This window comes from Providencia sp. SP181, assembly GCF_050446505.1.
GTDB classification, from domain to species: Bacteria; Pseudomonadota; Gammaproteobacteria; order Enterobacterales; family Enterobacteriaceae; genus Providencia; species Providencia vermicola.
Genome location: NZ_JBBPXM010000007.1, coordinates 200,895 through 225,054, shown reverse-complemented (window position 1 = coordinate 225,054; position 24,160 = coordinate 200,895). Strand labels below are relative to the sequence as shown.

Annotated in this window: 18 protein-coding genes; 6 read left to right on the top strand and 12 right to left on the bottom strand. The window is 42.2% G+C overall.

The genetic code is table 11. The annotated features are described in order from the left end of the window. The first annotated feature begins 1 nt into the window (after window position 1). Window positions 2–2,083, top strand: coding sequence for an ATP-dependent DNA helicase RecG (gene recG, locus AABS66_RS13965; RefSeq protein ID WP_430225054.1), 2,082 nt, complete (start codon window positions 2–4; stop codon window positions 2,081–2,083). 97 nt (window positions 2,084–2,180) lie between these two features. Here recG and gltS read toward each other — a convergent pair whose 3' ends face one another. Further along, window positions 2,181–3,395 (bottom strand): sodium/glutamate symporter, encoded by a 1,215-nt coding sequence (gene gltS, locus AABS66_RS13960; RefSeq protein ID WP_206084875.1) that lies wholly within the window; start codon window positions 3,393–3,395, stop codon window positions 2,181–2,183. Between the two features lie 236 nt (window positions 3,396–3,631). Between gltS and AABS66_RS13955 the strand changes: the two genes are divergently transcribed. Together AABS66_RS13955 and AABS66_RS13950 are read left to right on the top strand one after the other, a co-directional pair. Then, window positions 3,632–5,020: a uracil-xanthine permease family protein gene (locus AABS66_RS13955; protein WP_206084876.1), complete on the top strand. Its 1,389-nt coding sequence runs from the start codon at window positions 3,632–3,634 to the stop codon at window positions 5,018–5,020. Between the two features lie 111 nt (window positions 5,021–5,131). After that, complete coding sequence (locus AABS66_RS13950; RefSeq protein ID WP_430225053.1) at window positions 5,132–6,889, top strand: AsmA family protein; 1,758 nt, start codon at window positions 5,132–5,134, stop codon at window positions 6,887–6,889. A 43-nt stretch (window positions 6,890–6,932) separates the two neighbouring features. On the opposite strand, the gene msrA is transcribed toward AABS66_RS13950, so the two are convergent. The 10 genes from msrA to AABS66_RS13900 form a co-directional block, all read right to left on the bottom strand. Then, the gene (gene msrA / locus AABS66_RS13945) at window positions 6,933–7,388 is read right to left on the bottom strand and encodes a peptide-methionine (S)-S-oxide reductase MsrA (protein ID WP_206084885.1); all 456 of its coding nucleotides are present in this window, start codon (window positions 7,386–7,388) and stop codon (window positions 6,933–6,935) included. A 30-nt stretch (window positions 7,389–7,418) separates the two neighbouring features. Then, window positions 7,419–8,435, bottom strand: a complete 1,017-nt coding sequence (locus tag AABS66_RS13940; RefSeq protein WP_206084887.1) for a glycine betaine ABC transporter substrate-binding protein — start codon at window positions 8,433–8,435, stop codon at window positions 7,419–7,421. 25 nt (window positions 8,436–8,460) lie between these two features. After that, complete coding sequence (locus AABS66_RS13935) at window positions 8,461–10,515, bottom strand: ATP-binding cassette domain-containing protein (protein ID WP_430225052.1); 2,055 nt, start codon at window positions 10,513–10,515, stop codon at window positions 8,461–8,463. A 388-nt stretch (window positions 10,516–10,903) separates the two neighbouring features. Then, on the bottom strand, window positions 10,904–11,965 hold the full coding sequence (locus tag AABS66_RS13930; RefSeq protein ID WP_430225051.1) for an MBL fold metallo-hydrolase: 1,062 nt from the start codon (window positions 11,963–11,965) through the stop codon (window positions 10,904–10,906). A gap of 253 nt (window positions 11,966–12,218) precedes the next feature. Further along, entirely contained in the window at window positions 12,219–13,151 is a 933-nt protein-coding gene (locus AABS66_RS13925; protein WP_430225050.1) for an SDR family NAD(P)-dependent oxidoreductase, read from the bottom strand. 103 nt (window positions 13,152–13,254) lie between these two features. Further along, window positions 13,255–13,824 carry a TetR/AcrR family transcriptional regulator gene (locus AABS66_RS13920; protein ID WP_206084903.1) on the bottom strand — a complete coding sequence of 190 codons (570 nt, stop codon included), beginning with the start codon at window positions 13,822–13,824 and terminating at the stop codon, window positions 13,255–13,257. 274 nt (window positions 13,825–14,098) lie between these two features. Then, window positions 14,099–15,013, bottom strand: a complete 915-nt coding sequence (gene fabY, locus AABS66_RS13915; RefSeq protein ID WP_206084905.1) for a bifunctional GNAT family N-acetyltransferase/hotdog fold thioesterase — start codon at window positions 15,011–15,013, stop codon at window positions 14,099–14,101. Window positions 15,014–15,036: 23 nt separating this feature from the next. Beyond that, window positions 15,037–15,474, bottom strand: a complete 438-nt coding sequence (dtd, locus tag AABS66_RS13910; RefSeq protein ID WP_206084907.1) for a D-aminoacyl-tRNA deacylase — start codon at window positions 15,472–15,474, stop codon at window positions 15,037–15,039. Between the two features lie 61 nt (window positions 15,475–15,535). Then, entirely contained in the window at window positions 15,536–16,150 is a 615-nt protein-coding gene (gene yihX / locus AABS66_RS13905; protein ID WP_206084909.1) for a glucose-1-phosphatase, read from the bottom strand. Window positions 16,151–16,329: 179 nt separating this feature from the next. Further along, window positions 16,330–17,241, bottom strand: coding sequence for a LysR family transcriptional regulator (locus AABS66_RS13900; protein ID WP_206084911.1), 912 nt, complete (start codon window positions 17,239–17,241; stop codon window positions 16,330–16,332). Window positions 17,242–17,504: 263 nt separating this feature from the next. Here AABS66_RS13900 and AABS66_RS13895 point away from each other — a divergent pair, with 263 nt between their 5' ends. From AABS66_RS13895 to abgT, 3 genes are all read left to right on the top strand, one after another. Beyond that, on the top strand, window positions 17,505–18,827 hold the full coding sequence (locus tag AABS66_RS13895) for a M20 family metallo-hydrolase (RefSeq protein WP_206084913.1): 1,323 nt from the start codon (window positions 17,505–17,507) through the stop codon (window positions 18,825–18,827). Next, window positions 18,820–20,268 carry a M20 family metallopeptidase gene (locus tag AABS66_RS13890; RefSeq protein WP_206084915.1) on the top strand — a complete coding sequence of 483 codons (1,449 nt, stop codon included), beginning with the start codon at window positions 18,820–18,822 and terminating at the stop codon, window positions 20,266–20,268. Before AABS66_RS13895 ends, AABS66_RS13890 begins: the two co-directional genes overlap by 8 nt. A 78-nt stretch (window positions 20,269–20,346) precedes the next feature. Continuing rightward, window positions 20,347–21,873 carry a p-aminobenzoyl-glutamate transporter gene (gene abgT, locus AABS66_RS13885; RefSeq protein WP_206084917.1) on the top strand — a complete coding sequence of 509 codons (1,527 nt, stop codon included), beginning with the start codon at window positions 20,347–20,349 and terminating at the stop codon, window positions 21,871–21,873. A 48-nt stretch (window positions 21,874–21,921) separates the two neighbouring features. Here abgT and typA read toward each other — a convergent pair whose 3' ends face one another. Further along, entirely contained in the window at window positions 21,922–23,745 is a 1,824-nt protein-coding gene (typA, locus tag AABS66_RS13880) for a ribosome-dependent GTPase TypA (protein WP_206084923.1), read from the bottom strand. Between the last annotated feature and the right edge of the window lie 415 nt (window positions 23,746–24,160).

The following is a 24,160-nucleotide window of genomic DNA, read 5'->3' as shown; positions in this document are numbered from 1 at the left end:
CATGAATAGTGGGCTACTTGATACCATTTCACTGACTTCGCTGCATGGAATTGGTGCAAGCCAGTCAGAAAAAATGCGTAAAATCGGTTTGAACACCGTTCAAGACCTACTTCTTCATTTTCCACTTCGCTACGAAGACCATACCCGTTTGTACCAAATCAAAGACCTTTTACCTGGAACAACGGCGACTATCACAGGTGAAGTGATCCAAACAAAAGTGGTTTTTGGTCGAAAGCGAATGATGACCAGCCTCATTACTGATGGAACAGGCAACTTAACACTGCGCTTTTTTAATTTCTCTGCTGCGATGAAAAACAACTTAGCAGAAGGCCGACAAGTTACCGCCTATGGCGAAATTCGCAGAGGTAATACAGGCCCTGAGATTATTCACCCTGAATATAAAGTTTCTCAAGATACAGGCAGTATTACGCTGCAGGAAAATCTGACGCCTGTTTATCCCACTACAGAAGGGGTTCGCCAAGCCACGTTACGCAAAGTCATGGATCAAGCTCTGGTCATGCTTGATAACAATAAAATTAAAGAGTTACTTCCTGAAGAACTGAGCCGTGGCATGATAAGCCTGCCAGATGCAATACGATTACTGCATAACCCGCCCCCCAATGTTGCACTCAGTGAATTAGAAAAAGGTCACCATCCTGCACAAAAACGTTTGATACTTGAAGAATTGTTAGCTCACCACTTAAGTATGTTAGCAATTCGAGCTGGTAACGAACGTTTGTATGCACAACGGTTAACCTCTAATGGCAAGCTAAAGGCACAACTGCTCGCACAGTTACCTTTTTCACCAACCAATGCACAAAACCGTGTTGTGGGTGAAATTGAAGCTGATCTCGCGAAAGACTCACCAATGATGCGTTTAATTCAAGGAGATGTGGGCTCAGGAAAAACCCTTGTTGCTGCATTAGCCGCTGTATGTGCTATCGAAAATGGTAAGCAAGTTGCCTTAATGGCACCGACTGAAATTTTAGCTGAACAACACGCAAATACTTTCAAACAATGGCTCGAACCATTGGGCATCAAGGTCGGTTGGCTTGCTGGTAAACAAAAAGGGAAAGCGAGGGAACTACAACAGGAAGCTATTGCAAGCGGTGAAGTTTCAATGGTAGTTGGAACGCATGCTATTTTCCAAGAGCAAGTGAAGTTTAATCGCTTAGGTTTAGTGATCATTGATGAGCAGCATCGTTTTGGCGTTCACCAGCGCCTCGCTCTGCGTGAAAAAGGAGAGCAGCAAGGGTTTCACCCTCATCAACTTATTATGACCGCTACACCAATTCCACGCACGCTAGCGATGACCGCCTATGCGGACTTAGATACTTCCGTTATTGATGAACTCCCTCCTGGGAGAACACCCGTGACTACCGTCGCCATCCCTGATACACGACGTAGTGATATTATCGAACGTGTACGCCAAGCTTGTATTGACGAAGGTCGCCAAGCCTATTGGGTATGTACACTCATCGAAGATTCTGAGCTATTAGAAGCCCAAGCAGCTGAAGTGACAAGTGAAGAACTGGCACTAGCACTCCCTGAACTCAAAGTGGGCCTCGTTCACGGACGAATGAAGCCAGCTGAAAAACAAAGCATTATGGCGGCATTCAAAAATAATGAAATTCAGCTACTTGTCGCGACAACTGTAATTGAGGTTGGTGTTGATGTCCCCAATGCCAGTTTAATGATTATTGATAATCCTGAGCGTTTAGGCCTTGCTCAACTGCATCAATTAAGAGGCCGTGTAGGTCGTGGGGCGATTGCTTCTCACTGTGTACTTTTATATAAAACGCCGCTCACCCATATCGCCAAGCAACGCCTACAAGTCTTACGTGATAGTAACGACGGTTTCGTCATCGCCCAAAAAGACTTAGAAATTCGCGGGCCAGGAGAATTATTAGGCACGAGGCAAACAGGCAATGCTGAATTTAAAGTGGCTGACTTACTCCGTGATCAATATATGTTGCCAGAAGTGCAGCGCATTGCTCGCCATATTCAACAACAATACCCTGAAAATGCACAACAAATTATTGAACGCTGGCTACCTGAGCGCGAGCAATATGGGCATGCATAATCCATAATCCACGTTCTAAATACACTTCTTTAAACGAAAATTGCCGTGAACTTATTCACGGCAATACCTGTTTTACTATCGATGATTAGAATATTAATTATCCCGCAATAGTCGGGAAAACGGGTAACATCAGATACAATTTAATGACTATAGCATTCACAATATCAATAAAGAATGCACCAACCATTGGTACAACTAAGAATGCTAAGTGAGATGGTCCTAATCTATCTGTAACCGCTTGCATGTTTGCAATCGCTGTTGGTGTTGCACCAAGGCCAAAACCGCAGTGACCTGCCGCTAAAATAGCCGCATCGTAGTTTTTGCCCATCACACGGAAAGTAACAAAAATCGCGTATCCCGCCATTACACATGCTTGCACGGCAAGAATAACAATCATTGGAATAGCTAATGATGCCAACTCCCATAGTTTTAAGCTCATTAATGCCATCGCTAAGAACAATGATAAGCTAACGTTACCTAATACAGAAACCGCACGGTCAAACACCCGGTAAAAGCCCAGTATGGATAAGCCATTACTGAGGATCACACCGACAAAAAGAACACACACAAATTTCGGTAAAGCAAACACCGTTTCCGCTAATAAACCCGAAAGGTAGCTACCGACCAATAAGCAGATAGCGATTAAGGCAATGGTTTCAATCAGCACCATTGAACTTATCATACGGCCTGACTGTGGTTTTTCAAACGCTGTTGGAACGTCTTTATCGTCTTCTAGTGTACCTGGCGTCGGAATATTTCGCGTTAGGAATCGTGCAACAGGGCCTCCTATTAATCCCCCTAAGACCAACCCAAATGTTGCACATGCCATTGCAACTTCGGTTGCACTTTTAAAACCATAGCTTTCAGAGAATATTTTCCCCCATGCCGCGCCAGTACCATGACCGCCAGAAAGTGTGATTGAACCAGCAAGTAGCCCCATTAATGGGTCTAGTCCCAGTAGTTTTGCAAGGGCAATCCCCACAGTATTCTGGACAAGCAATAAACCGACAACCACAAAAATAAAGATAAACAACGCTTTACCACCTGCTTTTAAACTCGCTAGGTTGGCATTTAGACCAATGGTGGCGAAGAATGCCAACATCATCGGTTCTTGAAGTGATAAGTCGAAAGACAAGCTCCAATCAAACATTTGCTTCAGCAAAAGTAGACTAAAAGCGACTAACAATCCGCCTGCAACAGGCTCTGGAATCGTGTATTTTTCTAAAAAAGGAACGGTTTTAACGAGTTTCCGTCCAAGCAGTAATACTAATGTAGCTGCTACCAAAGTCCCGTAGACATCGAGATGATACATTTACGTACCTCGTCTGTTGTTAAAATTATTAAATATTAGTAAGACGTTAATTTCTTCCTTAAAACGCCAAAAACAGGTGAACAGATTAGAAAAAAAAACTGTTATAAATACAAGTCAAAAGATATAAAAATGTGATGAACTTAGTTTAACTATTTACAATATTTATTTTGCGCAAACGATTGCTTTTTAATTTAGTCGCTTTACAATGCGTTTTTTGTTGGTGGGAAATGAAGGCAATGAATACAGCAACGTCTGAAAAACAAAATACGGAATCAACGATAAACACCCAAAGTGAGCTCATCTATAAATTAGAAGATAGGCCACCGCTTCCCCAAGCCCTATTCGCGGCTGGGCAGCACCTTCTCGCGATGTTTGTTGCTGTTATCACCCCCGCAATGCTGATCTGCCAAGCCCTCGGGTTACCTGCACATGATACCCAACGTATTATTAGCATGTCTCTATTTGCTTCTGGTATTGCCTCTTTAATTCAGATTAGAGCATGGGGGCCTATTGGTTCAGGGTTATTATCTATCCAAGGAACCAGTTTCAACTTTGTTGCACCTTTAATTATGGGAGGTGTTGCACTCAAGCAAGGTGGGGCAGATATTCCATCCATGATGGCGGCACTATTTGGTACGTTATTAGTTGCTGCGCTCACTGAAGTTATTTTGTCTCGCTTCTTACATTTAGCGCGTCGCGTCATTACGCCATTGGTCTCTGGTGTTGTTGTAATGATTATTGGACTATCACTGATCCAAGTCGGTCTCACCTCTATTGGGGGCGGTTATGGGGCAATTAGCGATAATACCTTTGGCTCCCCTGATTATTTAATTTTGGCAGGCATTGTTCTCGCAGTCATTATTCTGCTCAACCGCCAAAAAAATCCCTATCTACGAGTCGCCTCTTTAGTCATAGCAATGGCAGTAGGCTACCTTGCTGCTTGGTGGATGGATATGCTACCAAATGCGCAGCCAACTGAGCCAAATCAGTCTATTATCACTGTACCTGAACCTTTCTATTATGGTTTATCATTTGATTGGAACTTGTTGATCCCCCTGATCTTAATCTTTATGGTAACTTCTTTGGAAACCATTGGTGATATCACCGCAACCTCTGACGTTTCTGAACAACCCGTTCGAGGCCCACTTTACATGAAACGCATTAAGGGTGGCGTATTAGCAAACGGCTTAAATTCAATGGTTTCCGCCGTATTTAATACCTTCCCGAATTCCTGTTTTGGTCAGAACAACGGGGTTATTCAATTAACTGGTGTTGCTAGCCGCTATGTGGGTTATATCGTCGCATTGATGCTTGTTTTACTGGGGTTGTTCCCTGCTGTTGCGGGTTTTGTACAGCAAATCCCTGAACCCGTTCTTGGCGGTGCAACCATTGTGATGTTTGGGACGATTGCGGCATCTGGTGTGCGTATTGTTTCCCGCGAGCCACTTAATCGCCGAGCGATTATGATTATCGCGCTGTCACTCGCTGTTGGAATGGGAGTTTCACAGCAGCCGTTAATTCTGCAATTTGCCCCAGACTGGCTGAAAACCTTGTTTTCTTCTGGTATTGCCGCAGGCGGATTAACAGCAATTGTACTGAATTTAGTTTTCCCACTCGAAAAATAATCGTTCATCTAAACCGCTAGAGTTGAATATTCTGGCGGTTCTTCTGTATGCTATCCTTAAATTATCGCGATATTAAACGCATTCCCCCACAAATTTGAGGAGCAGCTAGCTGTGAAATGGTTAATTAAATTTGTTACCTATGCATTCTTGCTACTGCTGCTATTGTTTATCGCCGCCTACATTGGGTTACAAACGCGCTGGGGAGCATCCTATTCGAGTCAATTCCTTAGCAAATTTACTGACTACGATATTCATGTAGGGATTATGGGACATGAATTTTCCAACCCTGGCGAATTCATCTTCCAAGATGTACAATTAACCTCACAAAACAAAGACTTGTCCCTAGATGCACGTCAAATCGTGGTTGATGTAAATTGGCGCAATATTTTCAGTGGTACAGCGATCCGTCGCTTCATCATCACACAAGGTGAGCTTTCTACCACCCTATCCCCTGAATCAACACCACTGCCTATTTCGGCGGATATTCTGCAATTTGAAAATAGTCAGCTAACCCTTAAACAAGGTGATGACACCATTTTCGCTACAGGGTTTACTGGGGGGATCACGCCGTGGAGGCCGACAGTGAATCATCCGTTTGGCTATGGCGATTTTCGTTTCACCTCCAGCCAATTAAAAATCAATGAATTACCATTTAAAAATGTGGCACTGACTGGAAAGTTGCAAGAGCAAGTCACTGAAATCAACAAAGCGAGTGCATACCTAAATAACGGTTATATTGCAGGTGAAGGTAAAGTATTTACTGATGGTGCAATTACGATTGATTCATTAGCAATGAATAAGGTTGGCTGGGAAAACAGTATTGATTTCGATACATTATTTGATGCAATTAGTAGTGATAGAACCATTCAAATCAAAAATCTTGAATTAACTAACATTGATATTCAAGGAAAAGACTGGGCGCTTTCAGGGCTGAGTACAGAAATCGATCAGCTAAGTTTGGTCAGAGGTAGCTGGACAAACCCTAAAAGTAAAATTAGCTTTAATGTTGACCAATTAGTCATGAAAGATCAACAGCTAAGTACACTAATCGGTGACTTGAATATTGATGGAGACAACCTAAACATCAACAAGTTATCAGGCTACTATAACAAAGGCGTATTTAATTTAAGTGGTGCTTGGCAACGTAATGATCAAGTTCTTACCATTAATGAAGGTAAGCTAGGCGGCATTTTATATACCCTACCAGAAACTTGGCTCGCTTTTTTTGCTGAACCCGCACCCTCTTGGTTATCAGGCCTATCCATCAAAAAATTCACTGTCTCCCAATCGTTGCTGATGAATATCCAGCCAGAATTCCCGTTCGAATTCACAGCGTTAAGCGCCAACATTGAAGATGTTGACCTCATTAAGCTAAAACAGTGGGGAGTTTGGAGCGGTAAGGCGACATTCAATGCCGATAGCGGCACAATTAACCAAGTTTTAGTTCGTCGTCCGTTCTTAGAAGTACGTCAGAGTGGGAAATCCTCCGCAGCAGCGAGTTTAACAGTCAGTACGGAAAGAGGTATCAGCAAGATTGGTGTATTAGTGAAACAAGAACCGAAAAAAGTGCCATTTTTGTTGCGAGCTTCAGGGACTAACATTGATTTAATCGATTTAAATCAATGGGGATGGTCAGGTTTCCCAGCACAAGTTATCGGTGACTTTGATGCAACACTACAGGGAGACTTCCTCGCCCCTTCAGTTGCTAAAAGCGTAAATGGCGAGCTGATGGCGATGCCTCTTCAAGGTAAGCGCTTATATCGTACGGTCGTAAAAGGGGTTGTGACCTCTTCGGTGGAATCTGATGCTACTCAGCAACCTTCTGAAATGCCTCAGGAAGAGCCCTCCCCTGCTCTTATCACTCAATAATGAGTCCACGAGAGGCTGCTGAGTATGGTTTACCTTTTATTGGTCAAATTGAACAAGCGCCAGCGCCATGCTTTTGCACATAATGCTGATCTTTCTCATCCGCTAATTGAAACTCTGCGAATGTGACGATTACTGTGGCGACAGGTTTACCTTGATAATGCTGCTGCTCCAGTAATTTTTTTGATGCGATTGCCTGATTGGCTTGAGCAATTGAATGCGTAAACACCGCTGAACGGTATTTCTCACCGACATTATTACCTTGTTTATCAATAGATTGTGGGTTATGAATCTTCCAAAATAGCGATAAAAGTTCATCATAACTCGTTTGCAGAGGGTCAAAATCGACCTGTACCACTTCTATCCATGGAGAGGTTTCATCGGCAGAACGTGCATAACCTACACGGCTATTTAATACCCCATTTTGCGTTTGAAACGCGGCTTCAGCTCCCCAGAAACAACCTGCGCCAAAAGTGGCTTGTTGTAGCGCTTCCTGACTCATAGTGACCTCGTCATCGATATCAATATTTACTTATTGACCCGCCAACCATTTATCAACGGTGGCTGAATTATTTTTAACCCAATTTTTAGCCGCAATAGCAGGTGGTACATTTTCCTTTTCAATTTGCAGAATAAGTTGATTTAACTCAGCAGGTTCGATTGCCACATTACGCAAGAAGGCAGCAATTTTTGAAGAACGTTTTTCTATACTCGCAGCAGACAGCACATAAACTTTTGCATCAGGATAAGCACATGTAATATGGCTTTTATTTAACCAATCAGAGTCGACTGTTGGGCTGATAAATTTCCAACATCCATCAGCCTTATAAGCTGGGTCATCTTTTTTGTTATCTTGCGCATAACCATCAAAAGTGGGCTCTTCTAGGCGGCGTAAGTCATAGGCTGCGAATATCCAATCAGGCGTATAGGCATAGAAAATCACGCCACGTTTAGCTTTATAAGCGGCTGCGAGTTTTGCATATGTAACAGAAGCTTCAGTTGACACTGGCGCAAATTTATCGCCAAAACCATAGTCTTTCGCTTTAATTTCGCCAATATAAGTTGACTCCCACCCCGCAGGGCCGACCAATAACTCAGGCTTTCCGCCACCTAAAGGTGAAAACAGTGCCGCAATTTCAGGTTTTTGTAAGTCATAAACTGATTTAATGTTGTATTTATCTTGTAAATACCCTGGGATGTAAAACCCTTGCTCACCAATATAAGGGTTTTTAGTTGGTATCAATGTTTTGCTGCCGGTGACGTATTTTGCCCATGCTGCCGATTGGTTTGGCAGCCAAACATCCGTCAGAACATCCACGGTTCCATCGTCTTTTCCTGCTGCAGCGAATAACACGGGCAAATCCCCCGCAAGATAGGTTACATCGCCATCTAACCGACTTTTAATAACTTCGCCTAAAATATGTTGGATAGCGATGGCACCCGTCCAATTTTGCTCGCCAATAACAATTTTATCTTTTGCTAGTGTTGGAAATGAAAGGGCTGCAAATAATAAAGCAGCACCAACTTGCTGAAATACTGATTTTTTCATAATTTAGCCTTAAAACAGGTGGTTATTATTGTTGCTTGTGTAGTTTTGATTGAATGATACGGTCAGGAATGAGCGCACAAAGTACGATAGCTATCCCAGCAAGAACACCTTCCCCTCCTTTAATGTTACGTAATGCAGCCATAACGTCATAACCCAAGCCGCCTGCACCGATAAGGGCAGCAACAACAACCATAGAAAGACTCATCACGATGGTTTGGTTAATACCTAACAGGAGCGAATGTCTGGCTAAGGGCAGTTGGACTTTGGTTAAAACTTGCCAAGGGTTTGCACCATGGGCAATTGCAGCCTCGACAGATTCTTTTGAAACTTCTTGTAACCCTAAAGCCGTCAAACGGATCATTGGCGCAAGAGAAAAAACAACGGTGGCAATTACTGCAGGTGTTTTCCCGATAGAAAAAAAGGCCACGGCGGGGATTAAATACACAAAGGTTGGTAAGGTTTGCATTATATCGAGTATCGGCGTCAATATTTTGCGAGCTAGGGATTTTTTAGCGACTAAAATGCCAAGTGGAATACCCAGAATTAAAACAATAATGACCGAGGAACCGACGAGTGCGAGGGTCGAAATCGTTCTTTCCCAAAAACCAAATAAGCCAATATAAATAATGGATAAGGTGCTTAATAAGCTCAGACCAAAACCCGCAGCACGCCACGATAAGAAAATCAATGCCACTGCACTAACAGGCCAAGGTAGCCAGCCAAATATCGCTTCAATACTTTCAATAACGGTTCGGACTAATACGATAATGCCAACAAAAGCACTTTCAAATGTATTTTGTGACCAATCAATAATATTATCAATCTGTTGAGCTGTTTCAGAAAAAAGCAGTCGATCAACAGGAAAGGTAAAAAAAAGCGTTTCAATTTCAGAAGTCAACGCTCGCCAAATAACAAATATTTGGCTAAAAAGCAAAACTGATAATGGCAACTTCCAACCTGAATGCGGGTTTTGTCGAGAACGCCGAATCACAGATAAGGTGAAAAAACGGCTCGCAATGACTAAAAGTAAGCCTGATAACCATAAATCAATGTCCGATAATAAGCCTTGTACTATTAGGCTAATTGCCGCTAATTCAATCGCCATTGTTAGCCAAAACAACCCACCTTTACCATATTCAGCTAGTGCAGCGGGGCCTAACAGTAATGTTTTCCAACGTGCAAGGGCATCGTGGGCGCCCGGTGAAGGAATATCCGTTACTGCAGGATCTGTGCTGGTGACTAAAGCAGCAATACGAACAGGAGAAGATGAATAGTCTTGAAAAAACTCGGAAATTTCTGCATCAGCAGGGGTAGCAAGAAGTTCATTTGGGCTTGCAACTTGCACGAGTTGACCATGACGCATTACGGCTATTCTGTCTGCGAGGCGTAGCGCTTCACTAGGATCGTGGGTGACAAATAAGGTAGTGATCCCACGTTCACGAACTAATTTTAGAAAATGATACTGTAAGCTACGGCGGATAGTCGGGTCGAGAGCACTAAACGGCTCATCCATTAATAAAATATCCGGTTGAGTGATTAATGCGCGAGCAAAACCCACTCGCTGTTGCATGCCACCAGAGAGCTCATGTGGATAATGGTTATCCCATCCTTCTAATCCTACGGCTTTCAGTTGCTCCCTAGCAGCAGCGAAGCGGGCAACTTCGGGCACTCCGTCCAATTCAAGCGGAAAAGCGACGTTTTCAATAACCGTTCGGTGAGGCAACAACCCAAAATGTTGAAAAACCATGCCAATACGCTTTGCACGTAATTCACGCAATAATTTCGGGTTTAGTTGACTGATATCTTGACCTTCAATAAAAACGTGACCACTACTTGAATCAATTAACCGGTTAACGTGACGTAACAATGTTGATTTTCCACTGCCGGATGTCCCCATCAAGCAAACAACTTCGCCGCGATAGACTTGTAAGTTAATGTGGTTTACAGCCAGTTTTTGCTCATTTTTCAACTTTGATGAGTAGGTTTTTGTGACATCACGAAACTCAACAACGATTTCATTAGCAGCATCGTTATCTAACGCTGCTGCGGCGTATTTCCCTAATGGTGATTGAATATTCACAGGTTAAGCTCTCAATAAAATTTTTATTCAAAACGACCACTTCCACGCAATAATTAAGATTTATTATTAAACGTGTTATGTGACGTTAAATTAATTTTAAGTTTTATTTATATTGTTGATGATAACTTGCTAGTAGGGTAATGGATTTGGAGGAAATAAAAGAAGTATTAAATTTGAATAGATTAGAGCAGATAGTTATTACGGCTACAGGTTATATATTTCAACTAATTACTATTATGTTTGCTAAATTCTACGCATAAGCTAAATATGAATGGATACAGTGTAAAAACCTGTTAATACCTCAGCAAAGGACGTTTTTGTAATACACACACATTTAGCTATCCAATAGGCTAGCTAAATGTGTTATTTGCTATTCATATAATATTATTTATTCATCATCCAAATACCACTCCGATGTTTGTGTATTAATATCAAAAACTTGGCCCTGATATGGTGTGAGTGGTGTAAGGCCTTTATCTCGCATCATCGGGATACTCTCACGCACCGATTCATTCCATGGATGAAATGCCATCGCATAGGCGCCCCAGTGCACAGGAACAATGCGTTGTGGGTTGATATCGAACGCAGCTTGCGCGGTTAAACTTGGAAACATATGGTCGTCTGGCCAACGTTTGTCATATTGCCCATTTTCAATAAATGCAATATCGATATTAGGAAATTTTTTAGCAATTTCAGCGAAATGAGGGCCATAAGCAGTATCCCCACTGTAATACAGTGTTTCATTCATATCCTGAATAACATATCCTCCCCAAAAGCTTTTATTACTGTCAGTCAAGCTACGTCCAGAATTGTGCAACGCAGGGACTAAAGTGTAGCGGTTTTCACCAACCACAGCCGTTTGCCACCAATCCAGCTCTTCAATATTTTTTGCATCAATTCCGAGCGGTTTGAGATATTCACTTAAACCCAGAGGAACAATAAATCGTGCATTTTGTTGCCCAAGTTGCCGTAATGTCTCTTCTTCAAAATGGTCATAATGGTTATGGGAGATTAAAACAATATCGGTTTGTGGCCATTCATCAATGGAAGCCGCGGGTTCTTGAAAACGGCGCATATTAATAACCAACGGAGAAACCGATGGCCCAAGAACAGGGTCAACTGCGATAGTTTGTTGATTAACTCGCATTAATAATGTGGAATGACCGAACCAAATAAACCGATTAATCCCATCATCCTTTAGAAATAATGACCAATCTGGTTTTTGCATTGGGAATTTTATTTTAGGCTTATATTGGCTTTCACCCCCTAACATTTTAAATAACCCTGTTGCACCATCACTCAAAGTCACACTGCGTAATAGTTGAGGATTAACAAATGCTTTTTTTTCCTGACTATAGTTAGCGCTCGTTAGGTATTGGGGGAATGTACGCGAAAAAACAGCACACCCAATAACAAGCAAAATGAATAAACCTAAAAAGAATATGAGCATTATCTTTTTCTTCAATATCATATGGTTAAATTAAACTGTATTTATAAAATAGTTAAAATTAGCATAGTAATATGCATTAACATTATGTATGCTAATTTTATTGGCCTAGGGTAAAGTAATTAATCACCATATCATTTAATTATCAGTTACTAAATTTATATATCTGATATTAAAAAACGATAACCTATTACTGTTTAAATACAATATACATAATTTTCAGATAAGGGTTATATAAATTGAATGAGTATTAATTTTATCGAATCGGTAAAGATAATAACTCTTCTGTCATTTCCCATAAACGTATTGCATTATTTTTATCTAATGCCCAACCCGCTACAACGGAAAACTCCTTCATTCTATCGCCACAAGTGTGGGTTATCATTTCCGCTTCATTACAGTCAGCAAAATAACGGCCACCAATATTCTCAATAATAGGTGAAGTCGCGACAAATATTGATGTTGCTGCACCTTGTTGTGGTGTTTTCCAAAGGTGCTCAGGCACAGGTAATTCACCTGAGTAGCGTTGTAAATTAGATTTAATCGCCCCTGGCATAACCGCATTAGTCCATATTTTATCTTTTTCCCAACGGCGCGTAGCCTCTACCGCAAATAAAATAAGCGCCGTTTTAGATTGCCCATAAGCACTCCAAGGGTCATAAGGTCGGATATGATAATGAATATCATCAAACACAATGGGACTAAAATGATGAGCCGACGAACTAACAACCACGACTCTCGAGCCATTTGCTTTTTTTAGAGCCTCATATAACCCATTTGTGAGTAAAAAATGCCCTATATAATTAGTCGCAAATTGGGCTTCCCATCCTTCATTTGTTCGTGTTTCTGGCATTGCCATAACACCTGCATTATTAATAAGTATATGCAGCGGTTTTGACCATGTTGAGGTAAATTCACGAATTGAGCTTTTATTCGTTAGATCAAGGTAAGCAACATCAACCTGCTGATTGCCTGTCGATTTTATTATTTCTAATGCGGCTTGTTGGCCAGCCTCAATATTTCTGACCGCCAGAGTTACACTGGCGCCATTATTTGCAAGAGAGCGAGCTGTTTCAAACCCAATACCTGAAGCCGCCCCCATTATAATGGCATTCTTACCCGTTAAATCTATACCGTTAATCACTTCGTCTGCGAGGCTATGGAAGCCAAACGATGTTTTGATTTTCATGATCCTATTCCTAATTTAAGACAAAAAAAGGGCGAGCAAAAGAATTGGCAATGATTCATTGCCAATTAAATTGCTATTCATTAATAAATATTAAATATAATGCTTATGCTGAAATCGCTTTCCACATTATTTCAAAACCAAGTTGTAATAATGCATCTTTACGTTCTGGTTGCTTTTCAATTTGTTCACTTGTTGCATCTGATATATTCTGAAAAATGTTATAAATAAAATCTTTTTCATCAGAAACTAAAAGATTATCTTTAATCGCTTGAGTAAACATTTGGTCGATTAAAACAAGAGGCTCAGGTGTTTTAGCAAGGGTTTCAGGCGTCAGTAGCTCAGAGACAGAAAGCAATCTAAGCACTCGTTTTCCATTAGGATTTTTTAATGCCCACTCAGTATACCCTGACCACACATGCTTTATTTGTGTATGCACATCAGCATTTTTAGGGTAACCAGTGACTAGGCGTTCAGCCATATCGCTTTTGAGTAGCAAATAAACATCATTAAATAATTGTTCTTTGGTTGGAAAATAGGTAAAAAGAGTGCCTACGGCTACTTTTGCACGTTTTGCAATATTTGCCGTCGTTGCTGATAAACCATTTTCAGCAAGAGTACTTATTGTTGCATTAATCAATGCAGTGTATTTTTGTGAGCTCAAGGGACGAGCCATAGAGTATCTCCAAATAAAATATTGCGTCTCTCATTAACTTCAATGACTGACTAATCACTCAATTATATTGAGAGAGAGAAATAGATGCAATAAGTTTGAAGATAAATTTAAAAAAAATGTGAGTCCATTTTCTCGTTCCATTAAAACCATGCCAAAACATCTCTAATGGAACGAGTCGTACTCAAAAATAGGGCAATGTGCGGTATAACTGGGAGCAATTACGCTTTCTCCGAGCTTGTATGCCCCCTTTATCATTTACGCCCAATAATCTATTTTACTGTGTTTTATCAACGGGTAACACCATGTACACACCACTAAAAACTGCACCAACTTGGTTATTTGGGTTACTTACTTCCACTTTCAGTTTAACTCGCGCTTTGCTGCCTCGCGCTAAGCGGTCAAGGTCACCACTCATATTCGCTAAATCCGCAATTGCCGTTGGCCTGCCACTCACTGGCTTGCCGTAGCGGATGTTGGCATCCACTAACACAATATCACCACCAAGTTGATGCTCTTGCATTAGCAGCCAAATAAGCCCCCAACCGGTTAATGTCGCGAGTGAAAATTGGCTACCTGCAAAAATAGTTTCATGGGGGTTTTGGTTGCCCGCTTCTGGCATTGTCGTAATAAAACGGGTCCCTGTATATTGTTCGATGCGAACACCCATTTTTTCACTTAACGGAATGTATTTATGCCATGCTTGCTGTAATTCACCACACCAATCAGGACGATGTAAGATTTGGTCTAGGGTTTCAATTGGCTTGATCATTAAATAATGACGCACAGGTGTTTTAAGCTGCCCTGCAACTTGCCCCCTATTTTCAAACCCCATCTTATTAAAGAAAGGAACGGCTTCTTCACGCACACTGGAAACAATACGTTTTACACCTTCTTGCCGTGCAACTGACTCCAGAGCCATAATAATCAACTTCCCCAGCCCTTTACCTTGCATGACGGGATTAACAGCGAGGAAGCGAATTGCACCTTCGTTATCGGCATTAATATATAGACGGCCAATCGCCAAAATACGGTTTTTATCATCCACCACCATTTGATGGTGAGCCGTTAAATCATAACCGTCTTTTTCAGAACCGAGGGGTTGATTGAAGGGTTTTCGCAACATTTCCCAACGAAAGTGGTAGTAAGTTGCAAATTCAATTTCATCTTTCGGTGTACGTAAATGGTACATCGTTTCCCCCTTTAAAAATGGAATCACACTTGCAGCCAAAAGGTCACAGGGCCGTCATTAGTTAAGCTCACTTGCATATCAGCAGCAAATTGCCCAGTTTCAGTCGTGACGCCATGCTGACGGCTTTGTTCCACAAAATACTGGTACAGTTTATCGGCTTTTTCAGGCTCTGCCCCCCCAGAAAAACTAGGTCTCATGCCTTTTTTGGTGTCTGCCGCTAACGTAAATTGTGAGACAACCAATAAGCTGCCTCCCGCTTGCTGAACATTCAGGTTCATTTTCCCTTGTTCATCACTAAAAATACGGTAGCCCAGCACCTTTTCACATAAGCGTTTTGCTTTTTGCTCGTCATCGTCTTTTTCAACGCCAAGCAGAACCAACAAACCTGAGTTTATTTGCCCAACCGTTTGTTCATCAACAACCACACTCGCATGAGTGACTCTCTGGATTAATGCAATCATGATTACTCTGCACAAAAAGATGGAGCAACGTTAGCCGTTGCTCCATCTTCAATATCAAATATTATTCAACTTCAGCACTAAAATCGTAAGTACGGAAATATTCAGGAACGGTATCTTTATCCACAACATGAATACTATGGATACCAAGAGCTTGCGCGGCTTTAACATTTTCCTCTACATCATCGAAGAAAACGGCATCTGCTGCTTCAAATTCTTCGGATTGCAGAACGTATTTGAAGATTTCAGGATCAGGCTTACGCATACCTAAATCTTGGGATAAATAGAGAAAATCGGAGGAAGCTGCAATCTCTGGGTAGTGTTCTGGCCAGTAGTCCAAATGTAGACGGTTAGTATTCGATAAGACGACAACACGGTGCCCTTGTTCACGCAGGCGCTCCATAATGTCAATCACTTCTGGTCTTAACGAAATAAAAATAGCGTGCCAGCCTTCAGCAAAGTCTTCAAAGCTCAGAGTGATCCCCATTTCTTCACAAAGTAGCTCTGCAAACTCTATATCTGAAATTTTTCCACACTCATGTAATTGAAAGATATTGCCAAAAGTAAACCGTGATTTGATTTCTTCACTTGGTGTGCCGCTCAGTTCAGACCATTTATCAAACACACGATTAAAGTCGATATCAATAATCACATTACCCATATCGAAGATATACAGCATAAATTTTCCTCTTTGTTATTCACTAAATTTACTTTAATCATTATTCGTCCAACTGAACAGCCCTAATTGGTGATAATTCACGTTATTTTGTCAATTCATCGGTTGAGCACTAAACCAGAAAATTGCTGCCGACCTAACCCTTTTTACTGCAGATACAATAACAGGGCTATTAATCACTTTTACGCTGGCTCTTTACTACGACAATAAATACGGAATAACCGAGCTAAATGTTCCCCTGCTGGCGTTAATGTTGCGTCCCGGCGCTGCACGAGAGCAAACGTGGCATAAGGTAGTTTTTCGATTAAATCCAATGCGATATACCGTTGTTCAAAGAGAGGCTCATCTATCGTGTCTATCGACACAATGGTTAAAAAATCACTTTGCGCGACTAAACTTAAACAACCAATTAAGGTTTCACAGGTCACACTGAAATCCATGGGGCGCTCCATCATGGAGAACACATCGGCGAGTTGCTTGTAATATGTGCCCTTTGGGGTTGGCATCGTCCAATCGCAGTCCACTAACTCAGTAAGCGATTTCGCATGCCGTAAGGGGTGATCTTTACGCATAATCACTTTGTATTCTTTTTGCATCAACCGCTCAAAAGTAAACTCCGCATCCAAGCTTCCTGGGTAATAAGTGTTAATCGTGAAGTCCAGTTCCCCTTGCCTCAATTGAGTTAGCATGGTTAATAATTGCCCTTCCATAATGCGCAATTTGATATTGGGATAATCGCGGTGAAATTGAGTGACGACTTTTGGCATTAATGAACGAGCAATACTACCTGCAACACCAATGTTCACCGTTCCACCAATCAATCCAATACGTTGTGAAATCTCTTCTTGCCCGACCCGTAATTCTTCAAGAATTAAACTTGCACGGCGTAAAAAACCCTCCCCACATTCCGTTAAATAAATCCCTTGGTTACTGCGAATAAACAATTTAGCCCCCAAGCTACTCTCTAATTCACGAATAGATTTCGTCAATGCAGGCTGAGAAAGCTGTAGAAAACGGCTGGCGGCTCGAATACTGCCATGCCGGCTAATTTCGACGAACGCCCTGAGCTGATTTAATTTTATGGGTGGTGCCATATCAATACCCCGATAACTTTTAGTTATATATCTAAAGATAATTGTATCTTTTTTACTCTAATTTGATTGTGTACAGTCAGAAAATAGAGAAACAAAAAATTAACATTTAGCAAGTTAAATAATTTTTTATAAATTAAAATAACCAAAGCAAATTAATATACTACTTTTTAAAATTAAACGAATTTTAATTTTAAAACCCATACACATCCCTATTTCAATATCCCTGTACTGATTTTTCTTGTGATAACTAAAAGAGATACAAAATGAATACTGACTTAGATAGCACCATCCAGCAGATGGCACAACAATTACAAGCATGGCGGCGTGATTTTCATCAGTATGCAGAATCAGGTTGGTTTGAATTTCGTACAGCAACGCTTGTTACCGAAGAATTGCATCAACTTGGTTACCAACTGCAACTGGGCAAAGAAGTCGTTAAAGCGGATGCTCGAATGGGCCTTCCTACCGAAGAAAAATTGGCAGAACAAGAAAAAAGAGCGATTGAACAAGGCGCTTTAACTCAATGGCTACCTCACTTTTCAGGGGGGTTCACTGGTATCGTTGCCACACTCGATACTGGCCGTCCAGGCCCAACACTTGCTTTTCGTGTCGATATGGATGCCCTTGATTTAAATGAAGAACATTCGTGCCAACACCGTCCACATAATGAAGGTTTTGCTTCCTGTAATCCGCACATGATGCACGCGTGCGGCCACGATGGGCACACCGCCATCGGCCTTGGGCTTGCTCGTATTCTCAAGCAATATGAAGCGAAGCTGTCTGGTCGCATCAAGGTTATCTTTCAACCTGCGGAAGAAGGCACCCGAGGTGCCAAATCCATGATGGAAGCAGGTGTGGTTGATGATGTCGATTTCTTTGTGGCTATCCATATCGGTACAGGTGTGCCAAAAGGCGAAGTCGTCTGCGGCAGTAAAAACTTTTTAGCTACTACAAAGTTTGATGTGACCTATCAAGGTGTTGCGGCACATTCAGGTGCAAAACCTGAAGATGGCAAAAATGCATTAATTGCCGCAGCCCATGCAACCCTAGGCCTATATGGTATCCCGCGTCACAGTGAAGGAAGCTCACGCATTAATGTTGGTGTATTGCAAGCAGGTATTGGCCGCAATGTCATTCCCGATACCGCACTGCTCAAAGTTGAAACGCGCGGGGAAACCAATGAAATCAACAAGTTTGTCTACGAAAAAGCAATGCACATTATTGAAGGCGCCGCCAAAATGCAAGATGTCGCCTTTGATATCAAACTGATGGGAGCCGCACAAAGTAGCCACCCAAGCAATCAGTGGGTTGATTTTATTTGCGATTTAACAAAAAAACAGCTTCCTGAATTAACCTCTATCGTTAAAAACCGCTATCAAGCCGCAGGTTCGGAGGATGCAACCTATTTTATGGAACGCGTAAAAGAGCGTGGAGGCCAAGCCACTTACATGATTTTTGGTACAGATCTCAGTGCAGGTCACCACAATGAGCGCTTTGATTTTGATGAAAATGTGATGATAACAGCAGTAAAAACGCTGTCGACAATTGCCCTGCACCTCCCTGAATTCGGAGCGAAAAATGGATAAACAATTCACATCATTTATTGGTGATTATATTGAAAATCATCGCGCCCAGTTTACCGCGCTAAGCGACAATATTTGGGATCACCCTGAAACCCGCTTTGAAGAAACCTATTCTGCTAATTTACTGGCTGACGCATTAGAGCAAGAAGGCTTCCACGTTGAAAGAGGGGTTGGTGATATTGAAACGGCGTTTATCGCCAGCTATGGTGAGGGGTCACCTGTCATTGCATTATTGGGCGAATATGACGCTCTCGCAGGGTTAAGCCAACATTCTGCTTGCAGCGAGCCAAATCCCTTAGTGGAAAATGGTAATGGTCACGGGTGTGGGCATAACTTACTAGGCACCGCCGCGTTATCTGCCGCTTTTGCTGTCAAAGCCTGGCTGCATGACAATAATTTACCTGGTACTGTGCGGTTTTATGGCTGCCCTGGGGAAGAAGGCGGATCAGGTAAAACATTCATGGTCAGAGAGGGCTTATTCGATGATATTGATGCTGCCATTACATGGCACCCAGAATCATTTAGTGGTGTCTTTAATGTGCAATCCCTTGCTAACATTCAAACGGCTTTTCGCTTTAAAGGTATTGCTTCTCACGCAGCAAACTCCCCACACCTAGGCAGAAGTGCACTTGATGCCGTCACCTTGATGAATGTTGGCGTGCAATTTTTACGCGAGCACATTATTCAAGACGCTCGGATACACTATGCCGTCACCAACACGGGGGGCGCATCCCCAAATGTCGTGCAACCTGATGCAGAAGCCCTCTACCTTGTCCGCGCCCCGCAACTTGATGAAGCACAAGATATTTACCAGCGTGTGATTAATATTGCACAAGGAGCTGCCCTGATGACAGGGACGCAACTAGAAGTCCGTTTTGATAAAGCATGCTCAAACTATGTGCCTAATCGGACGCTAGAACACGCCATGTTTAACCACATTACTGAATTTGGCATCCCTGAATATACCGATAAAGAACGTCAATTCGCTGAGCAAATTCACAATACATTGACAAAAGATGATTTACGCAATGCCAAGCTAAATGCTGCCCGCAGTGGAGGAGAAGAAGGCGAACGTTGGTGTGAAAGGCAGGGCAATAAAGTACTCACGAATGAAGTACTGCCTTACGTTGAGTCCAAAGAGTTGATGTACGGCTCAACCGATGTTGGTGATGTCAGCTGGGTTGCCCCTACCGTTCAATGTTTTAGCCCATGCTTTGCCTTTGGTACCGCACTGCATACTTGGCAATTAGTAGCACAAGGGCGCACCTCTATTGCCCATAAAGGGATGCTGCTCGCAGGGAAAATCATGGCCTCTAGCGCCATTGAGTTGTTCTTGAAGCCCGATTTATTAGCACAAGCAAAAGCTGAATTTACGCAGAAAAGGCAAGTTACCCCTTATCAGTGCCCTATTCCCAAAGATATTAAGCCTTCAAAATTAAAATAAGTAGTTCCTTAATACAGGCGGGGTTTACCCGCCCATAAGTCATAACAATAACAATGAAGATAGACACAAGGAAACCCTATGAGCGACTCAACAACTGTGCACAAAAGCCCCGGGGCAATTTTTCGCTGGATAGAACGAGTGGGAAACAAAATCCCAAACCCATTCATTTTGTTCGTTTATTTAATTGCCGTGCTGATGATTGCGACGGCTGTATTATCTTGGTTTGATTTATCTGTTAAAAACCCCGCCAATGATGAGATGGTCAGCGTTAAAAATTTATTAAGCGTGGAAGGGTTACAGTGGATTTTACCTAATATCGTTAAGAATTTTAGCAGCTTTGCCCCCCTAGGCGCCATTCTCGCGTTAGTCATTGGGGCGGGTTTAGCTGAGAAAGTAGGCTTACTTCAAGCTTTAATGTACAAAATGGCATCGGGTATTAATAAGCGCTATGCCAGTTATATGGTACTGTTTATCGCCTTTTTCAGCCATATTTCTTCAGATGCGGCGTTAGTTGTCATGCCACCACTAGGTGCCTTGATCTTTATCGCGGTAGGTCGCCATCCTGTCGCTGGCCTATTAGCTGCAATTGCTGGGGTCGCTTCGGGTTTTACCGCAAACTTATTGATTGTCACCACCGATGTATTGTTATCGGGAATCAGTACAGAAGCAGCAATGATGATTGACCCAAATCTACATGTCAGCGTTATCGATAACTGGTACTTTATGGCCACATCGGTGATTGTGTTAACCATCGCAGGTGCACTACTGACAGACAAATTTATTGAACCCCGTCTCCCCGTGTGGGAAGGCACGTCACATGACCGACTCGAAGAGTTAACGCCAATTCAAAACCGTGGTTTATTGATGAGTGGCTTGTCTGCACTAATCTTTATCGGTTTAGTTGCGCTCATGGTTGCCCCAGAAGGCGCACCACTGCGTGATCCAGTAACTGATACAGTGATCCCTTCGCCGTTTATCAAGGGTATCGTTCCTGTCATTATTATTTTCTTTTTCGTCGTTTCCATTACCTATGGTGTATCAACCAAACAAATCAAAAAGCCGAATGATATCCCAGACTTATTAGTTGACCCAATGAAAAGCATGGCAGGTTTCATTGTGATGGTTTTCCCACTTTCTCAGTTCGTTGCATTCTTTAACTGGAGCAATATGGGGAAATTCATGGCGATTGGTTTAACTGACTTGCTAGAAAACTTAGGGATGACGGGTGTGCCCGCGTTTATTGGGTTAATGTTTTTATCTGCGTTTCTGTGTATGTTTATCGCCAGTGGTTCTGCTATTTGGTCAATACTGGCACCGATATTTGTGCCGATGTTTGTGTTACTTGGCTTTCACCCTGCTTTCGCACAGATTGTGTTTCGTATCGCTGACTCCGCTGTGTTACCCCTTGCGCCGATGTCACCGTTCCTTCCGCTCTTTTTAGGCTTTTTACAACGCTACTATAAAAATGCGCAGCTAGGGACCTACTATACCTTAATATTGCCGTATCCAATTGTATTCTTTATTGTTTGGATGTTATTGCTAGTAGGCTGGTACTTTGCAGGCTTACCTATCGGGCCCGGAGTTTACCCACAACTTACCCCATAAAAAAAGGCGCCTAAATGGCGCCTTTTTACTACTTATTTTAACTAAAAATTAGTCTTCTTTAGAACGGTTTGCACGACGGCGATCGTTCTCAGTCAGATGACGTTTACGCAGACGGATAGACTGCGGAGTCACTTCAACTAATTCGTCATCATCAATAAACTCAAGCGCTTGTTCCAAAGTCATTTTAATTGGTGGTGACAGAGTTGTTGCTTCATCGGTACCTGACGCACGCATGTTAGTCAGTTTTTTACCAGTTAAGCAGTTAACTGTTAAGTCATTAGAACGTGAGTGAATACCAATGATTTGGCCTTCATACACTTCAGCACCGTGACCTAAGAATAATTTACCGCGATCTTGCAGGCTGTACAGCGCGTAAGCAACCGCTTTACCTTGACCGTTAGAGATCAGCACGCCGTTTTGACGACCACCGATTTCACCTGGGCGAACATCATCGTAATGGCTGAATGTTGAGTACAGTAAGCCAGTACCTGAAGTCATTGTCATGAACTCGGTACGGAAGCCAATCAGGCCACGGCTTGGGATGATGTAGTCAAGACGCACACGGCCTTTACCATCTGGCATCATGTCACGCAGGTCGCCTTTACGCTCACCTAACGCTTTCATGACATCACCTTGGTTTTGTTCTTCAACGTCTAAAGTGACTTGTTCGAATGGTTCTTGTTTACGACCATCGATTTCGCGAATGATAACTTTTGGACGAGATACCGCTAACTCGAAGCCTTCACGACGCATGTTTTCGATCAGAACAGATAAATGCAGCTCACCACGACCAGATACACGGAATGCATCAGGGTCTTGAGTTTCTTCAACACGCAGTGCAACGTTGTGAACCAGTTCTTTATTCAGGCGGTCAAGGATCTGACGTGAAGTCACGAATTTACCTTCTTTACCGCAGAAAGGTGAGGTGTTAACACAGTAGAACATGCTAACTGTTGGCTCATCAACCGCTAACGCAGGCAGTGCTTCAACGCTACCCACTTGGCAGATAGTGTCAGAGATATTCAGTTCGCCTAAACCTGTCAGCGCAACGATATCGCCCGCTTCAGCTTGTTGTGAATCGATACGCTCTAAACCTAAGTGAGTCAGAACTTTACCAATTTTACCGTTGCGAGTGTTACCTTCGCTGTCGATAACAGTCACTTGTTGGTTAGGTTTAACCACACCACGTTTGATACGGCCGATACCGATAACACCTAAGTAGCTGTTGTAATCCAACTGCGAAACTTGCATTTGGAAAGGACCATCGACATCGACTGCAGGTGGCGCAACATGCTCTACGATAGCTTCGTACAGCGGAGTCATGTCTTCAGCCATGTTTTCGTGCTCAAGACCAGCAATACCGTTTAATGCAGATGCGTAAACGATAGGGAAATCGAGTTGCTCATCCGTTGCACCTAAGTTCACGAATAAGTCGAATACTTGGTCAACAACCCAATCAGGACGTGCGCCTGGGCGGTCAACTTTATTGATAACAACAATAGGACGTAAACCGTGGTCGAACGCTTTTTGCGTTACAAAGCGAGTTTGTGGCATTGGGCCATCCATCGCATCAACAACCAGCAGCACACAGTCAACCATAGACATAACGCGCTCAACCTCACCACCGAAATCGGCGTGACCTGGGGTGTCTACGATATTGATATGATAACCATTCCATTGGATAGCGGTATTTTTAGCAAGGATAGTAATACCACGCTCTTTCTCCAAGTCATTGGAGTCCATAACACGCTCATCAACCGTTTCACGTTCACCGAACGTGCCTGATTGTTGCAATAATTTACCCACCAGTGTGGTCTTGCCATGGTCAACGTGAGCGATGATGGCGATGTTTCTTAAGTTTTGAATTGACAAGGATTTTTACCGTTTAATTGACAGGAAAGGAATATGCTTTTTGCGGTATTCTAATTACCCAAACATACTTTCTACGTTAATTTGCTGTTATTTTACACGTTTTTCCGCACAAGTGGAATAAATGTGAAACCCATCACTGTATAAAAAGTTTTTAACGAAAAAACATTCAGTTGCGTAACAGTACCAGATTCCCTCATAAAATAATGAGCATCATCTCTGCGAAACCACGAAGTGGCAGAATAATACGCTAAAAACTTAATATTAGCAGCCCAAAAAAAGAACAAAAAATAGACTTTCTTTCTTAATCGCTATTTTTAATGTCTTTTTGTGTTATTTAGATATATCTAAATTGACTAATTAGATATATCTAAATATAGTAAAGCCATAAAATGAATTCGATATATCTAAAGTTACA